This window comes from Pseudomonas sp. B21-040, assembly GCF_024748695.1.
GTDB lineage: Bacteria > Pseudomonadota > Gammaproteobacteria > Pseudomonadales > Pseudomonadaceae > Aquipseudomonas.
Window position 1 is genome coordinate 4,144,432 of the sequence record NZ_CP087176.1, and the last position, 15,381, is coordinate 4,159,812.

At 58.0% G+C, this 15,381-nt stretch carries 14 protein-coding genes; 4 read left to right on the forward strand and 10 right to left on the reverse strand.

Annotation, left to right across the window (positions count from 1 at the left end):
• Positions 1 to 176 precede the first annotated feature (176 nt).
• The 6 genes from LOY55_RS19005 to LOY55_RS19030 form a co-directional block, all read right to left on the reverse strand.
• Complete coding sequence (locus LOY55_RS19005) at positions 177 to 1,877, reverse strand: FAD-dependent oxidoreductase (protein ID WP_258666281.1); 1,701 nt, start codon at positions 1,875 to 1,877, stop codon at positions 177 to 179.
• A 29-nt stretch (positions 1,878 to 1,906) separates the two neighbouring features.
• Positions 1,907 to 2,581, reverse strand: coding sequence for an amino acid ABC transporter ATP-binding protein (locus LOY55_RS19010; RefSeq protein ID WP_258666283.1), 675 nt, complete (start codon positions 2,579 to 2,581; stop codon positions 1,907 to 1,909).
• Positions 2,565 to 3,311: an amino acid ABC transporter permease gene (locus LOY55_RS19015; protein ID WP_258666286.1), complete on the reverse strand. Its 747-nt coding sequence runs from the start codon at positions 3,309 to 3,311 to the stop codon at positions 2,565 to 2,567. The genes LOY55_RS19010 and LOY55_RS19015 overlap by 17 nt, the downstream gene beginning before the upstream one ends.
• Positions 3,311 to 3,985: an amino acid ABC transporter permease gene (locus LOY55_RS19020; RefSeq protein ID WP_258666288.1), complete on the reverse strand. Its 675-nt coding sequence runs from the start codon at positions 3,983 to 3,985 to the stop codon at positions 3,311 to 3,313. The genes LOY55_RS19015 and LOY55_RS19020 overlap by 1 nt, the downstream gene beginning before the upstream one ends.
• Before the next feature lie 67 nt (positions 3,986 to 4,052).
• Positions 4,053 to 4,859, reverse strand: a complete 807-nt coding sequence (locus LOY55_RS19025; protein WP_258666291.1) for a transporter substrate-binding domain-containing protein — start codon at positions 4,857 to 4,859, stop codon at positions 4,053 to 4,055.
• A 142-nt stretch (positions 4,860 to 5,001) separates the two neighbouring features.
• Positions 5,002 to 5,769, reverse strand: a complete 768-nt coding sequence (locus LOY55_RS19030) for an SDR family NAD(P)-dependent oxidoreductase (protein WP_258666294.1) — start codon at positions 5,767 to 5,769, stop codon at positions 5,002 to 5,004.
• 162 nt (positions 5,770 to 5,931) lie between these two features.
• On the opposite strand from LOY55_RS19030, the gene LOY55_RS19035 reads away from it, so the two are divergent.
• Positions 5,932 to 6,162 carry a hypothetical protein gene (locus tag LOY55_RS19035; protein ID WP_258666295.1) on the forward strand — a complete coding sequence of 77 codons (231 nt, stop codon included), beginning with the start codon at positions 5,932 to 5,934 and terminating at the stop codon, positions 6,160 to 6,162.
• A gap of 8 nt (positions 6,163 to 6,170) precedes the next feature.
• Here the strand turns inward: LOY55_RS19035 and LOY55_RS19040 are convergent, their stop codons facing one another.
• Entirely contained in the window at positions 6,171 to 6,965 is a 795-nt protein-coding gene (locus LOY55_RS19040; protein ID WP_258666297.1) for an IclR family transcriptional regulator C-terminal domain-containing protein, read from the reverse strand.
• A 62-nt stretch (positions 6,966 to 7,027) separates the two neighbouring features.
• Complete coding sequence (locus tag LOY55_RS19045; RefSeq protein ID WP_309475413.1) at positions 7,028 to 8,482, reverse strand: NAD-dependent succinate-semialdehyde dehydrogenase; 1,455 nt, start codon at positions 8,480 to 8,482, stop codon at positions 7,028 to 7,030.
• Between the two features lie 116 nt (positions 8,483 to 8,598).
• Between LOY55_RS19045 and LOY55_RS19050 the strand changes: the two genes are divergently transcribed.
• Positions 8,599 to 10,002: an aminotransferase gene (locus LOY55_RS19050; RefSeq protein ID WP_258666301.1), complete on the forward strand. Its 1,404-nt coding sequence runs from the start codon at positions 8,599 to 8,601 to the stop codon at positions 10,000 to 10,002.
• Positions 10,003 to 10,046: 44 nt separating this feature from the next.
• Here LOY55_RS19050 and gcvPB read toward each other — a convergent pair whose 3' ends face one another.
• Positions 10,047 to 11,585 (reverse strand): aminomethyl-transferring glycine dehydrogenase subunit GcvPB, encoded by a 1,539-nt coding sequence (gene gcvPB / locus LOY55_RS19055; protein ID WP_258666303.1) that lies wholly within the window; start codon positions 11,583 to 11,585, stop codon positions 10,047 to 10,049.
• Positions 11,578 to 12,987, reverse strand: coding sequence for an aminomethyl-transferring glycine dehydrogenase subunit GcvPA (gcvPA, locus tag LOY55_RS19060; RefSeq protein WP_258668358.1), 1,410 nt, complete (start codon positions 12,985 to 12,987; stop codon positions 11,578 to 11,580). Before gcvPA ends, gcvPB begins: the two co-directional genes overlap by 8 nt.
• Positions 12,988 to 13,098: 111 nt before the next feature.
• Between gcvPA and LOY55_RS19065 the strand changes: the two genes are divergently transcribed.
• Together LOY55_RS19065 and LOY55_RS19070 are read left to right on the forward strand one after the other, a co-directional pair.
• Positions 13,099 to 14,205, forward strand: a complete 1,107-nt coding sequence (locus tag LOY55_RS19065; RefSeq protein WP_258666305.1) for an ATP-NAD kinase family protein — start codon at positions 13,099 to 13,101, stop codon at positions 14,203 to 14,205.
• 33 nt (positions 14,206 to 14,238) lie between these two features.
• Positions 14,239 to 15,189: a 3-hydroxyacyl-CoA dehydrogenase gene (locus tag LOY55_RS19070; protein WP_258666308.1), complete on the forward strand. Its 951-nt coding sequence runs from the start codon at positions 14,239 to 14,241 to the stop codon at positions 15,187 to 15,189.
• Positions 15,190 to 15,381 lie beyond the last annotated feature (192 nt).

Genomic DNA, 15,381 nt, shown 5'->3' on the forward strand with positions numbered 1-15,381 from the left:
GTTTGACTCCACTTTCCCTTAGATTGTGCGCGGAAGCGATACATGTTCGCGCATAGATGTCATAAATGACGTTTTAACAGCGGACAAGACCCGTAAATGCTTATTCAAAGCGATAAAATCCAACACGCCCGCAAACGAATGTTACCATAGCGAACAATTGTTCGCGATAAGCGTGTTTAACTTTTTCCCAGGGAGCCAGCCAATTCAGCGATGGTCACTGGCTTGACGGGCAAACGTGGCGCGAACCCGGACATCTCGGAACGCTGAACGCCAGTAAGGGCGCAGACCTTTTCATCGAGTGTCGCTGCGCAGTAACGACCCTGGCAGCGGCCCATGCCGATTCGTGTGTGACGCTTGATCGCGCCGACGGTGCTGATGCCGTCATCCAGTGCCTGCTGCAGCGTGGCAAAGCTGACTTCTTCGCAGCGACAAACCAGGCATCCGTCCTTGGTGCCCGAAGTCACTGCGGGCGGTTTGGCATCAGCCTTATAAAAGGTCCACAGGGCTTTCTGAAAGGCCTGCTGGCGTTTGAGCTCGGCTTCGGCTTCGCGGCCACTTTCGTGCAGTTCACCGCTGAGCTTGAAGCCGCAAGCCATTGCCGCTTCAAGGCCCACCATGCGCCCTTCGGCCAACGCGACTTTGGCCCCGCCCAATCCGGTGCAGTCGCCGAGGGCAAACACACCGTCGATATCAGTCTGGCCACGCGTATCACGGCGAGTCACCAATTGCCGGCGTTCAGCGTCGTAATCGTGACTGCAGCCCAAGGCGCGCAGCAGCTCATTGGCAGGCTCGAAACCATAGCCGAGACACACACAATCCACTTCGAAAACCTGCTCCAACCTCTGGCCATCGGCGTCGCACAGACTGACCCGTAACGCTTCGCCCCGAGCTTCGATGCCAGACACCAACGCCCGGTGAATTATTTGCCCCTTGCCCCGCTGCAAAGCAAGCCGATAGCCCAAGCCATCGAGGATTAATCGAGGCGCAGTGACAGCCATGCGCAGCACGCTGGACAACGTCGAGAGCCCCGGCGCGGCCGCCGCTTCGACCACCGCCACCACCGTCGCCCCGCCTGCTCGCAACTCCGCGGCCAATTGCAGGTTCAGCGGACCGTTGCCGGCGATCAGCACCCGGCGCCCAGGCAAACGTCGGGCGGTGCGCCATAACGTCTGCGCGGCTCCGGTGGTCATCACCCCTGGCAAGGTCCATCCAGGTACCTGCCAGGCGCGCTCATAAGCACCGGTAGCAATCACCGTGCAGCGCGGTTTCCAGCGCTGGGTATGGCCGTTGATCGCGACGCCATATTCGCCGGGTTCAAACGCGCCCCAAACCAGCGCATCGCCTATCATTTCCACACCGCTGGCTTGCACTTGGGCGATCAGTTCGGCGCCGTGCCGATGCTGACGGTCCGGCGGCGCAATGTCCGGTCCCTCGACACTCAACTGCTTGTAATACTGGCCACCGGCAAGACTACGCTCGTCGAGGATCACCACGTCGGCCCCAGCCTGACGCGCCGCCAGTGCTGCAGATAAGCCCCCCGGCCCCGCTCCGATAACCAGCACATCAGGGGCGCGTATTAGCATCGGCTCGATCACCACGCTTTGCGCTACGTCCAGCGGCAGCGGCGCATTGCCAACACTGCGCTTGACGCTGATGGGTGCTACGACTTTGGTCATGCAGGCCCGTTGATTAGGCCGCCCATCGATCTCTACCAGGCACTCCTGGCAGACACCCATGCCGCAGAAAATTCCTCGACAAGCACCGCTGCGAGTTTCCCGAAAATGCTTCACACCGCCCGCGATCAACGCTGCGGCCAACGACTCGCCGGGACGCGCGGTTAACTCGGTACCTTCGAAGGTGATGGCAATGCCTTTCATCCAGCGTCTCCATGAAACAATGTCGTGGCTCAGTGGCGCAGGATCTTGCCGACGAACTCGCGAGTCCGCGCCTCGACCGGGGCCTCGAAAATCTGCTGCGGCGTGCCGATCTCGACCACCTGGCCTTTGTCCATCATCACGATGCGGGTCGAGACTTCCCGCACGAATGACATTTCATGCGAGACAAGCAACATGGTGATGCCTTCCTTGGCCAGCGCCCGTACCGTGTCCAATACTTCGTTGACCAGTTCTGGATCGAGGGCCGCCGTCACTTCGTCCAGCAGCAGGATCTGTGGACGCAGCGCCAGCGCCCGGGCGATGGCCACTCGCTGTTGCTGACCGCCGGACAACTCATCCGGATAGGCATGGTATTTCTCGCCAAGCCCGACCTTCTTCAGCAACGCCTTGGCTTCGATTTCGACTTCGGCATGCGGGCGCTTCTTGATTTTGGTGGGTGCAATCGTGACGTTGCGCAACACGTCCATGTTCTGGAACAGGTTGTACTGCTGAAAGACGATGGCCATTTTATCCCGCGCGGCCCGCAGGCTGCTTTTCGACACATAGTCGAGTGGCTCATCATCGATCAACACGCGCCCTGCCGTAGGCGGCAACAGGCCCATCAATACTCGCAACAGCGTGCTTTTACCCGAGCCAGATGGCCCGATCAGGCTGATCACTTCACCGCGATCAACCGACAAGCTCACGTTTTTCAGGACCGGAATTTGCGCGTACGCGCTCGACAGATTTACGACGTTGAGGTGAGCCAAGACGATTCTCCAAATAAGCGCCAAATTTACTGAGCGGGTAAGACAGGGCGAAATAAGCAGCAAGGATGACGCCGTACACCAGGAACGGTGAATAACCCCGGTTCATCAGCACTTTGCCGGTGAAAGTCAACTCGACGACGCCCATCTGCGACGCCAGCGAGGTGTCTTTGATGAACATCACCATGAAGGCGAAAGCCGGCGGCAGGATGACTTTCCAGGACTGAGGCAGCAACACCATGAACAGAGTGCGGGCAAAGCCGAAGTTCATCACCTGCGCCGCTTCAAGCTGCTGCCGAGGCACCGACTCAAGCCCCGCACGGATAATCTCCGAGAGGAATGCGGTGGCGACCAGGCAGATCGACACGGTGGCAATTGCCGACAACGAAATGTTTGAGCCCAGGCCTTGCGAGGCGTACATCACGATGAACAGGATCACCAGAAACGGAATGCGCCGGAACACCTCGACGTACACCGTTACCGCCAGCCGGAACAACATCATCCAATTGCTGGTGGTACTGCGGATCACCGTGATTGCAAAACCGGCGACAGCCCCCACTGAACAGCCGATCACGGTCATCATCAGGGTCCTGCCCATTGCTTCCAGCACGAAGACAAGGGTGTACCAGGTGAAGAATCGCGGGGCCTGGGAAATGATCAGATCGAACATCAGAACACCTTGATTTTTGCGCGAAACAGGTGACGGCCAACCAGCCCCAAAGCAATCGACGCAATAAAGGTCAATGCCACGTAAATCGCCGCCACCACCGAGAAGGTTTCAATGGTTCGCAGGTTGGCGGTCGAAATGTTAATGGCCCGGCCGGTCAGTTCCTCGACACCGAAAATGGCCCCGAGAGAGCTGCCCAGCACTAGCCACACAAAGAAGTTGCACAGCGGTGCGTAAATGGTCTTGGCAATGTGCGGCAAGATCACATAGCGGACCGTTTGCAACCCGGACATGCCGAGGGTCACGGCGGTTTCGATCTCGGCCTTGCGCACTGACTCGACGCCGGAGCGCAAGATATCGGTCAGGTACGCACCAGAGTTGAGCGTCAGACCTATCAGCACGGCCGTCATCGGCTCCAGCACGATGCCGACATCCGGCAACGCGTAGAACAGAAAGAAAATCTGCACCAGCGCCGGCGTGTTAGTGAACAGCGTGATGTAAACGCTGACCAAAGCGCGCAGCAGGCGCCCGCCATGCAGTTTGGCCATGGCACCCGCCAGACCGATGGCAGACCCGAGCCAAAAGGAAACAAACGCGATTTCCAGGGTCAGCACCGCCCCTTTCAACAGATAGGGCAGGTTCTGGATTACGTTGGAGAACTGAAAGGTGTAGTCCACGAGGCTATCCGTCTTTTTTCGCCGACCCGCAGGCAGCCAACGGGCTGCCTACGAGTCATTGCAGGAGTTAGAAGTACGGGGTTGCTTCCACAGGCTTGAGCATCGGCGCACCGTATGCTTTCTGCCAAGCGGTATTGATGAAGCCGTTACTGTGCATTTCGAACAGCAGAACGTTCAGGTAGTCGCGCAGGCCGGCGCTGTTCTTCGCCACGCCGATGCAGTCATAACCCACAGAAATCGGGTCTTTGAGCACGCGCCATTTGACATCGGGGTAGTTCTTGGTGAAGTTCATGAAGAAATCAATGTTCTCCACGATCGCATCGCCACGACCTTGAGCCACCGCTCGCACCGTATCGGCAATGGTTTCAACCAACAGGACGTTGGATTTTGGCAGCTCTTTTTTCAAGTAGTCGACCGACCAGTTCCCGCGCATGTTGACCAATTTGATATCCGGACTGTCGAGCTGTTTCCAGCTATCAACCTTGAGCTTGTCGGTGGTCAGTACGGCCATCGATTCGGTGTGCAGCGGCACAGTGAAATCGATCAGTTTGCCGCGCTCGGAGTTACGCGTGAGGGCACCAAGGGAAATGTCGATCCGGTCCGATTGCAGGAATGGTACTCGCTGAGCACTTTCGGTGGGCACGAACTCGACTTTAACGGAGAGATTGCGGGCGATTTCGTTAGCGGCATCAATATCGAAGCCCACCAATTCGTTTTTATCGTTATAGGAACTCATCGGCGGAAAGTTCGGGTTAACCCCAACGCGCAAGGTACCGCTCTGAATGATCGAATCGAGGCTGCGTGCTTGCACCGCGCCAGAGACGGCCACCGCGACAACAGCCAGCGAGAGAATGACAGCTTTCAATTTCAGCATGTGAAACTCCTGATTTGGAGGGCAGGCGACGCCAGCGCAGGCTGGAATCTCAATGTCTGACTTCGCCGCATACATGTCAATATCTTTACGCGCAATGCGAACATTTTATGTCATTGCGCACATTCTGATAGCAATAATTCACTTAACGAACGTAGCTGGCACCATTCACATCCAGAGTTGCACCGCTCAGGTGCCTGGAGCGACCGCTGGCCAAAAACGCTACCAAGGCCGCAATGTCACTGGGTGGCACCCACTCGCCCATGGCCAACTGAGCAGTAACACCCGCCTCGCCGCCCTGGGTCTGAGCAAACGACTCAGACATCTGTGTACGAACCACGCCAGGCGCCACGATGTAGGCGAGGATGCCCTGCTTGGCATACGCCCGCGCCACAGTCTGGGTCATCGAGCGCACGGCGGCTTTCGACGCAGCGTAGGCAATAGTGTCCGGGTTGGTCACACCGCGCTGGGCTGCCCAACTGGAAATGGTGATCAGGATGCCGCCACCATTGGCCTGAAAGTGCTTCACCGCACGCCGGATCAAGCGCGCCGGGGCTAGAACATTGACGCCAAGGGTTTCCTCCCAGACGCTATCCCAAGTCTCATCATCGGCTGCCAAGCCACCGTGCCAGCGCATGATCGCCGCATTATTGACAAAGCCATCGATGCGCCCCTGCCAGGCTTGCGCCTGATCCCACAGACGTTCAACAGCGGCAAGGTCATGCAAATCAGCCTGTATAAACAGCTTGTTCTCTGCAGCCACATCGGCCAGTGCCTGTTCAGCACCTTCACGATCACTGCCGTAATGCGCTATGACTCGTGCGCCCGCCTCACCCAAGGCTGTGGCAATAGCCGCTCCGATACCTTTGGATGCGCCGGTTACAAGCAACGTCTTACCCTTCAACTCAAACATTGGATACTCCATGAATTAGCCCGGGCATTGACGGTGCCAATACGCGGGCGAAGGTTGACTGGCCGAATTACCGACCGCCGATACACAGATCAAATAACGCGCTGCCGTTATGGGCATGCCAACGTCGAGACAGAGCCCAAAGGGCGAGCGGAGGCGCGGGCCATGAGCCTCGCGAAGGTGATTTATGCACAGTTGAATGCATGGCTACGGCTCCATCATTTAGTGTTTTTTATTTTCGATGTAGACGTTAACTTATCGCACAATTGTGCGCATTGCAAACTTCTGTTCGCAATATTTTCAAAGGATTTTTCACAGAGCCGGGAGACGATTTTCGGGCAAAAAAAATCGCGCCCGATCAACGATCAGAGCGCGAAAAATCGCGAAACCGGCTGAGGTGAGGTTTAGCCCTGGAGCGCTTGCGTGATGTTTTTTGAAGCCTCCAGCAATTCGGTCAAAATCCGCGTACTCATGTCCTGCAAGGTCACGCGCTCGGTGGGGCAAGGGACGTTAAGTGCCGCCACAACCTTGCCATCACGATCACGTATGGGCACTGATATCGAGCGCAGACTGATCTCCAGTTCCTGATCGACAATCGACCAGCCCCGCAAGCGGGTTTCATTGATCAATTCGCGCAGCTTCACCTTGGAGGTCACGGTGTGCTGGGTGAATTTAGTCAGCGTGGTTTTGTCCAGGTATTCCTGCAACTCAGCCTCTGGAAGCGCCGCCAACAGCACTCGCCCGGTCGAAACGCTGTGCGCCGCCGAGCGACTGCCAATCGAGATACTAATATTGACAACCCGCGTCGAGTTGGCCCGAGCCACATAAATCACGGCGTCTCCGTCCAGCACGGCCGCGAAGCAGGATTCTTGCAGACGATCGGACAAAGCACTCATGATCGGCTGGGCTACGTCCCAAATATTCATCGAGGACAAGGCTGAAAAGCCAATCTCGAGAATTTTCGGTTTAAGGCTAAAAAATTTGCCATCGCTTTCAGCGTAACCTTCACGCACCAGGGTCAGCAGAAAACGTCGTGCAGTCGCTCGGCTCATGCCGCTCGCTTCCGCGACCTCACTGAGGGTGCGGCGTGGTGTATGTCGGGTGAAGGTCTTGATGACTTCGAGGCCGCGAGCGAAAGAACCCACATAATCGCGATCACGGTTCTCAAGGTCGTCGATTGGTGATTCTGATTCGAGCATTTTGGACACCTTTCCTTAAGAATTCTGTGCGACATGCGCACAGAAGTTTAGTTAGGAATATATCAGCTCACCTGTGCAACGCATACGTATTTTAGCTCAGTGAACTCTTCGATGGCGTGATGAGAGCCTTCGCGACCGATGCCTGACGATTTCACCCCGCCGAAGGGCGCACCTTCATAAGAGGTAGCACCGGTGTTGACCCCGACGATGCCGACCTCAAGCGCTTCGCTGACCCGCCACACCCTGGCGTTGTCGCGCGTGAAAAAGTATGCCGCCAGGCCGAACTCAGTGTCATTGGCAGCCGCGATCACTTCAGCTTCGGTTTCAAAGCGGAACACCGGAGCCACGGGACCGAAGGTTTCTTCCACAGCAATGCGCATATTGGCCGTCACATCCGCGAGTACCGTTGGCTCAAAAAACGTCTTGCCCAAGGCATGACGACGACCGCCAGTGACGATGCGGGCGCCCTGCGCAATTGCGTCATCTATATGTTGCTGAACTTTCTGCACTGCCGCTTCGTCGATCAACGGCCCTTGCTGTACGCCTTCAACCTGGCCGTCTCCGACTTTGAGCGACGCGACTGCCGCGGCAAAACGCTCCAGAAAGCGATCATGAATGCCGCTCTGCACATAGATGCGGTTGGCACAGACACAGGTCTGACCCATGTTACGAAACTTCGAAGCAATGGCGCCGGTAACAGCAACATCGATATCGGCATCATCAAAAATGATCAACGGCGCGTTGCCGCCCAGTTCCAGTGCAACTTTCTTAATGGTCCCGGCAGCCTTGGCCATCAGTGAACGGCCGACTTCGGTCGAGCCAGTGAAGGTCACTTTGCGCACCAGGGGATGGGTCGACAATTCGTCGCCCACTTCCCCGGCTGCGCCGGTCACCACGCTGAACACTCCGGCTGGCAACCCAGCGCGGTGGCCCAGCTCCGCCAGTGCTAATGCCGAGAACGGCGTGGCGCTGGCCGGCTTGAGGACCATGCTGCAACCGGCCGCAATCGCCGGGCCAGCCTTGCGCGGAATCATCGCCATCGGGAAGTTCCACGGTGTTATCGCCGCACACACGCCGATCGGCTGACGCAATACCAGCATGCGCTGGCCCTGCTGCGGCGCGGGAAGAATTTCGCCATAAACACGCTTTGCTTCTTCAGCGAACCACTCGAAAAAAGCAGCACCATACAGGATCTCGCCCTTGGCTTCGGCCAAAGGTTTGCCTTGCTCTGCGGTGAGGATCAGCGCCAGGTCGTCGGCGTTTTCCACGATCAAGTCATACCAACGCTTGACTATCCGGGCCCGTTCGCCAGCCGGGCGCGCCGCCCACAACCGGAATGCGTCCTCGGCGCCTTCAATGGCCTCGATAGTCTGTGCACGCCCCGCCTTCGGAACCCGCCCGACCAACTCTCCAGTACTCGGGTTAGTCACCTCAATCCAACCGCAACCGGGCGGAACCGACCACACACCATTGACGAAGATCGCTTGCTTGAGCAGTGAAGGGTCTTTCAAGTTCAGCATGATTTGTTTCCTCGTTGCGGGATTAAGGTGTACATTTATGTTCGCACAACGCCCATAACACCGCAATGCGCACAAACCATCAACCGAAAACTAAGTTCGCAACAGGAGAGACCATGGATTCACATACTCCATCGACCGATCTGCATGACTTGGACCGGCGTTATTTTCTGCACCCGTTCACCGCACTTGCCGAGCATGAACGCAATGGCCCGTTGGTGATGGTCAAGGGCGAAGGTGTCTGGCTGGAAGACACCAGCGGCCGGCGCTACATCGATTCCATGGCAGGCCTCTGGTGCGTCAACGTCGGCTACGGTCGCCGGGAAATCGCCGACACTCTGCACGCCCAGGCGATGCGGCTGCCCTACTATCACTCGTTCTCATCGATGGCAACCGACACGCCGATATTGCTCGCCGAGAAATTGATCAAACTCTCGCCAGTGCCGATGTCCAAGGTGTTCTTCGGCAACTCCGGCTCCGACGCCAACGACACACAGGTCAAACTGGTCTGGTACTACAACAATGCTCGAGGATTGCCGCAGAAGAAAAAAATCATTGCGCGCAATCGCGGATACCACGGCGTCACCATGGTGGCTACTGGCCTGACCGGCTTGCCGGGGATGCATGCTGGCTTCGATCTGCCACTGCCCTTTATCCGCCATACCACTGCGCCGCACCGGTTGTGGCAAGCCGAACCCGGTCAAAGCGATGCGGCATTCGTCGCACGCCTGGCCGCTGACCTGGAAAGCCTGATCCTCGCCGAAGGCCCGGACACCGTGGCAGCGATGATCATGGAGCCAGTGATGGGCGCCGGCGGAGTGATCGTCCCGCCACCCGGCTACTACGCCGCGATGCAAGCGGTGCTGGATAAATACGACGTGCTGCTGATCGCTGACGAAGTGATATGCGGTTTCGGTCGCCTGGGAACCCAGTTCGGCAGCGAAAAAATGGGCATGCGTCCTGACCTGATGACGGTTGCCAAAGGCATTACCTCGGCTTACGTGCCATTGTCGGCGTGCATAATTTCCGAAAAAATCTGGCAAGGCCTGTTGCTCGGTGGCGAAAAGTATGGCGCATTCGCCCACGGCTACACCTACAGCGCTCACCCACTGGCCGCCGCCGTTGCGCTGACCAACCTGCAGATCATCGAAGACGAAGGCCTGGTCGCCCAAGCCGGCGCGCGCGGCGAACTGATGCATCGTTTGTTGCGCGACGCTTTCGCCGATCATCCGGCGGTGGGCGAGATACGCGGCGTCGGGCTGATGGGAGCGGTCGAGTTTGTTGCTCTTCGCGATCCAGCCACGCCATTCGACCCTTCGCTGAAGGTCGCAGCACGGATCGCCCGCGCCGCGCTCGAAGAAGGCCTCATAACCCGCGCGTTGCCCCAAGGCGATTCGATCTCGTTTTCGCCGCCGTTCGTGATCAGCGAAGACGAAGTGGTCGAAATGGTCGCGCGCGCACGACGCGCCGTGGACAAGGTGTTCACCCAACTGCACGCCGAGGGTCACTGGAAAGGCTGAAACAGACGGTAGTCGCCGGCGCAGTGTGCGCCGGCGACTAAACACTACTGAGCGCCGGGGTGCTTACGCTGGTAAGCGCGCCAAGTAGTAGCCCAGCGGGCCGGGTCTTCCAGAGGGCCGGTATCAAGACGACCGATCGGATGATTGTGCGGCGCAGTACGCACTAGTTCGGGGTTGTCGTAGGCTTCCTGGCACACTTGGGCCAGCACTGCGACCCAGTAATCGATGTCTTCCTTCGACCACATCTCGCCCGCTTCGGGGGTAAACGGCTGGGCAATCACCCAAGGCTCATGAGCCAGCCAGAAGGCATCAACGCCGTAATCGACCATTCGGTTCTGCACGTCATAGGCACTGATACCGGTCTCCTGCGTCAGCACTTCGAGACTGTAGCGCGTCATCTCCAGCCGCCATGCCTTGATGTGCGGATGCGAACAAGTCACCCCACGAATCTGACTGAGTCTCTTGCCCATGTAGTTGTTGGCCAGCACCGACAAATCCGACGCCTCTGCGATCCCGTCAATGCCCATTGCCCGCACCCACGCGTAAGCCTTGATGATCTGCGGCAGGTTACCGAGGAACTCGCGCACCCGACCAATACCCAGCTCGCTGCCCGCCTCCAGTCGAAACGCCCCCTGCTCTTCAACCAGCACAGGCCCCGGCAGATAAGGGATCAATTCGTCGCTGCAACCGTAGGCGCCCACGGCCGGCCCGCCACCGCCCTTCGGTGCACCGAAGGTTTTGTGCAGCATGAACATGCAAGCATCGAAGCCTAGATCCCGCGCCCGAACCTTGCTCATCACACCGTTGAAATTCGCATGGTCGTAGAAGCACAGACCACCTGCCTCCTTCACCACGCGCACCCACTCAGCAATGTCAGGATTGTAGATACCCATGTCGTCCGGATTGTTGATCATCAATGCCGCCGTGCGCGACGAGACTGCCGCCTTGAGCGCTTCGAGGGACGGATAGCCATTCTCCTCCAGCGGCAAAGTGATGATCTTGAACCCCGCCGTGGCCGCCGTCGCCGGATTGCACGGATGCGACTGGATCGAGGTGATGATCTCGTCGCGCGTCTCAAGTTCACCGCGTGCCGCGTGGTAGGCACGAGTCACGCACACGTGCAGAAACGCCGCATCGGCGCCACCAGCGGCCTGAAACACAAAGCGATCCATACCCGACAATGCCCGAAGATTCAAATCCAGGTTGTGCATGATCTGCAACGAACCCTGCAAACTTGAATCAGGCTGACGCGGGTGCAACTGCGCGACATCATCACGTGCGGTAATCGCTTCGTTGACACGTGCGTTGTACTTCATGGTGCAAGTGCCAAACAGGGAGATGCCCATCATCCCCAGGGTCTGTTGCGACAAGTGCAGGTAGTGGCGCAACACATCGGGCTCGGACATTTCCGGCAGTTGTGGCATAACTTTTCGGCGCATCGACGCCGGTATTGCGCTCAGATCGCCGGGAACTTGGGCTACGGGAAACACTACGCCACGGCGCCCAGTGCGAGACAAGGTCATCACCACCGGCTCGTCCCACACGGCAGCCTGGAATCGGCGCAACTTGATGGATTCATTCATGGATCAATACCTCACGAAGGGCGTCTACCAAGCGGTCGAGGTCGGCGTCCTGGTGCAGTTCAGTGACGCAGTACAATGCGCTCTGCCCGAGCTCCGGAAATTCCTGGCTCAAGTCATGCCCGCCGAAAATCCCCCGCGCCAGCAACGCCTGATTGATCGTCGCCACCGACTGACCGCTGGCGTTGAAATCGACCACGAACTCCTTGAAAAAACCGTCACCATAACGGATCGAAACTCCCGGCAGCTCATTCAAACGTCGCGCAGCCTGATGCGCCTGCGCAAAGATCAACTCGCCTACATCGACGAACCCTTGCGGCCCCATTAGCGACATGTACACCGCATTGGCGATTGCCCACAGGTACACCGAGTTGCCAGTCCAGTCTTTACCGTTTTCCCGTAACCCATAAGAAGACTGCTCAGCCAGCGACAGGCCGAAACCAACTTCACCTGGTCGCATGGTTGTGGTGATGCTGATGAGCAGCGTCGGGTATTCGCGAGCGTAGCGCTCTTCGTCACGGGTAGCGATAAACCCGCCCAGGCCACCGCCACCGTACATAGGGATGCCCAGGGTCTGAATGGTACCAACCACAATGTCGGCACCGTAATCTGGTGGAGCCGCCAGCACACCGAGAGAGATCGGATCGACGCCGACAACGAACTCAGCACCATGGGCATGAGTCATCTCCGCAATGGTAGCTGCGGCACCGTCGATCAGGCCAAAGTAATTCGGCGCCTCCAGGTATACCGCCGAGACATGGTTACCGAGTTTTCGCTTGAGATCCTGCAAATCCATGGTCCCAGTCAAGGGATCAGCGGCGATGAACTCTAAATTCAGTTCATTGGCCATGTTGGGTTCGCAGTAATTGCGAATCACCGCCAGCCGCTCTGGATCGATGATCGCCGGAAGCAACAATGTATTGCGACCGTTCAGTCGCGAAGCCATGCGTAATGCATGACCGGCAGCACAGCCCCAGCTGTAGACCGGCAGACCAACGTACTCGCAACTTACCAGCTCACCCAACTGACTGCTGAACTCGAACCACGCTTGGCAGCGGCCCTGATCGGACGAAGGCGTGCCCCATACCGACGTCAGGAATTCACTGCGACTGGCAATCTCGTTGCAAATAGCCGGCACGTGATGCTGCCAGCACCCACCCCCGAGAAAACTCAACATATCGCTGCAGTTACGGTTTCGACCGAGGATTTCGCGAAGGTGCCGGCTCAATGTTACTTCTGAGCGCATACCGCCCATAAGTTCGGGATTTTTTTTCAAACGGTGCGCTTCAGGAATCTGTTCGAAAAGCGATTCGACAGACTCAATCCCTAGGATATCTAGCATCTCTTGCTTGATATCAGGCAAAGCATTGGCCATAAAAGGATGGGCAGATCTTGGTTGACTCATCTTACCTCCGGACGCAATATTAGGTCTTATGCGAACTTTTGTTTGTACTGCGCACAATCTACGTGGCAATACTGACACTCGCAACCGTTCAATGACCCGAGGCGAGTCTCGATGACGTTCAAGGTTGGCCTGTTAATCAATCCCTTTGCCGGGCTCGGCGGAACAACTGGCCTGAAGGGTAGTGACGGTGCCGAGATGGTCGCTCTGGCGCTGCAACTGGGCGCTCGGCCGCAAGCCCACGATCGGTGCGTGCGGGCGTTGCGGCGCCTGATCGGCAGTGACGCGCAGATTTTTACTGTGCCCGGCGAAATGGGTGAGGACGCCTGTGCTGCAGCGGGCTTGCAGGCGCAGATTGTTGCTACTCCGGCCGCCGAGCACTCGTCGCGAGACACAATTGAAGCCTGCCATGCACTGCTCGCCCAGTCGGTTGACCTGCTGCTGTTCGGCGGGGGGGATGGCACCGCCCGCGATGTGGCGGCGGCCGTATCTTCGATGACGACCACTGTGCTCGGTATTCCCTGCGGAGTGAAAATGTATTCCGGGGTGTTTGCACGCTCGCCAGAACATGCCGGTGAACTCGCCCGTCACTGCGCCAATGGCGGTGTCGCAAGTCACGAAGCCGAACTGCTCGACATCGATGAACAAGCTTCCCGTGAAGACCGCGTCAGCACCCGCCTTTACGGCTACGCACGGGCGCCAGCCGAGCCACGACACATGCAAAGCGCCAAGTCGGGCAGCTCCAATCCGGACCGAGCCGTAGAAGCTGAAGCGGCGTTGTTTGCCGCGCAGATGCAGGCAGGGCACGTTTACTTCCTGGGTCCCGGCCGGACGATTCAAGCTTTGTCCAAACATCTAAACGGTGACAGCACGCTGCTGGGCGTCGACGCCTACCTCGGTAAAACCTTGATCTGTCGCGACGCCAACGAAAGCGACTTGTTGACACTCGCAGCGAAATATCCACCCCACGTGGTGGTCAGCCTTACTGGAGGCCAGGGTTGCCTGTTCGGTCGCGGCAACCAGCAAATCAGCGCAGCAGTTCTCGCATCGATTAGCCCGGGACATCTACACGTACTGGCGAGCAGCGAAAAAATCGCCGCGCTGCCCCAGGGCCAATTGTTTGTCGACAGCGGCGATCCGGTAATCGACACCCGTCTCAGCGGATTTATCCGCGTGCACACCGCCCCTGGACGCAGCGCCATTGTGCGTGTCGTTCACTGACTTTTTTGCCCTAAAAAAACAACAGGAGACCCCATGCACTCATCCTCTCACGTGGTTGCCGTAATTGGCGCTGGCAGCATTGGTGTGGCATTTGCCATCGTCTTCGCCCGTGCCGGCTGGAGCGTGCGCCTACAAGACCCGGACGCCCAACGCCTGCAACTGGCCCGCCAGGAAATATTCAGCCGTTGCTCGGAGCTGGCTACCTTCGGATTACTCCAAGAAACGCCAGAAGCCCTCAGCACCCGGGTCGAGCTATTTGAAGATCTCCCCTCCGCAGTGACTGACGCCAGCCTGATTCAGGAATGCGCCCCGGAACGGCTCGACCTCAAGATCGAGCTATTTCGACAGCTTGACAGTCTCGCCCCTCCCAGTGCGATTCTCGCCAGTTCATCTTCCGCACTGACGGCTTCAAGCTTCGCGAAAGGGCTGCCCGGTCGCGATCGCTGCCTGGTTGCGCATCCGGGCAACCCACCTTACTTGTTGCCGGTGATCGAAATCGTTCCCGCGCCGTTCACCAATGCGCAACATGTCGACCGAGCTCTAGCTCTTTATACCGAAGCGGGCCTGACGCCCGTGCGCCTGCAAAAGGAAATAGAAGGCTTTGTGTTCAATCGCCTGCAAGGCGCATTGCTGCGTGAAGCATATTGCTTGGTGCGTGATGGCATTACCTCAGTCGCCGACATCGACAAAGTCGTGAGCAAGGGCTTGGGTTTGCGCTGGACATTCATGGGCCCCTTCGAAACCGTCGACCTCAATACTCGGGGCGGCATCGGTTCGCACGCTCTAAAAATGGGCCCGGCCTACGCGCGCATGGGCGCGGATCGCGGGCAGCATGATCCGTGGACCGCCGATCTAGTGGCCAAGGTCGAAGCAGAACGTCGGGCATTGGTGCCGCTAGAGAATTGGGAAGAGCGGGTCGCATGGCGAGACCGTGCGCTAATGGAGCGAGCCAGTGATGAATTGAAGCGAGAAAAGAAGAAGTAGACGAACTGTCAATTTTTATCATGCGGACCGCTAAACTTTGCTCGTGTGTCGCAGACTTTTTGCACGAGCTGTCGAATTTGCCTATGCGTCTGGGCATCGCGCCTTGCGTGATTAGACCGATTGCCACTTATGCGGCAGCAACTGATCGATTCCACTCGGCCGCTGTGTCGCGCGTGCATATGGAAAGGAGTT

What these genes read in the sequence shown, in the direction of transcription:
- LOY55_RS19030 (WP_258666294.1), bottom strand. Translation starts at nt 5,769, where the DNA reads ATGTTTGAGTTGAAGGGTAAGACGTTGCTTGTAACCGGCGCATCCAAA.
- LOY55_RS19040 (WP_258666297.1), bottom strand. Translation starts at nt 6,965, where the DNA reads ATGCTCGAATCAGAATCACCAATCGACGACCTTGAGAACCGTGATCGC.
- LOY55_RS19035 (WP_258666295.1), top strand. Translation starts at nt 5,932, where the DNA reads ATGAGCCTCGCGAAGGTGATTTATGCACAGTTGAATGCATGGCTACGG.
- LOY55_RS19005 (WP_258666281.1), bottom strand. Translation starts at nt 1,877, where the DNA reads ATGAAAGGCATTGCCATCACCTTCGAAGGTACCGAGTTAACCGCGCGT.
- LOY55_RS19050 (WP_258666301.1), top strand. Translation starts at nt 8,599, where the DNA reads ATGGATTCACATACTCCATCGACCGATCTGCATGACTTGGACCGGCGT.
- LOY55_RS19015 (WP_258666286.1), bottom strand. Translation starts at nt 3,311, where the DNA reads ATGTTCGATCTGATCATTTCCCAGGCCCCGCGATTCTTCACCTGGTAC.
- LOY55_RS19025 (WP_258666291.1), bottom strand. Translation starts at nt 4,859, where the DNA reads ATGCTGAAATTGAAAGCTGTCATTCTCTCGCTGGCTGTTGTCGCGGTG.
- LOY55_RS19065 (WP_258666305.1), top strand. Translation starts at nt 13,099, where the DNA reads ATGACGTTCAAGGTTGGCCTGTTAATCAATCCCTTTGCCGGGCTCGGC.
- LOY55_RS19070 (WP_258666308.1), top strand. Translation starts at nt 14,239, where the DNA reads ATGCACTCATCCTCTCACGTGGTTGCCGTAATTGGCGCTGGCAGCATT.
- gcvPA (WP_258668358.1), bottom strand. Translation starts at nt 12,987, where the DNA reads ATGAGTCAACCAAGATCTGCCCATCCTTTTATGGCCAATGCTTTGCCT.
- gcvPB (WP_258666303.1), bottom strand. Translation starts at nt 11,585, where the DNA reads ATGAATGAATCCATCAAGTTGCGCCGATTCCAGGCTGCCGTGTGGGAC.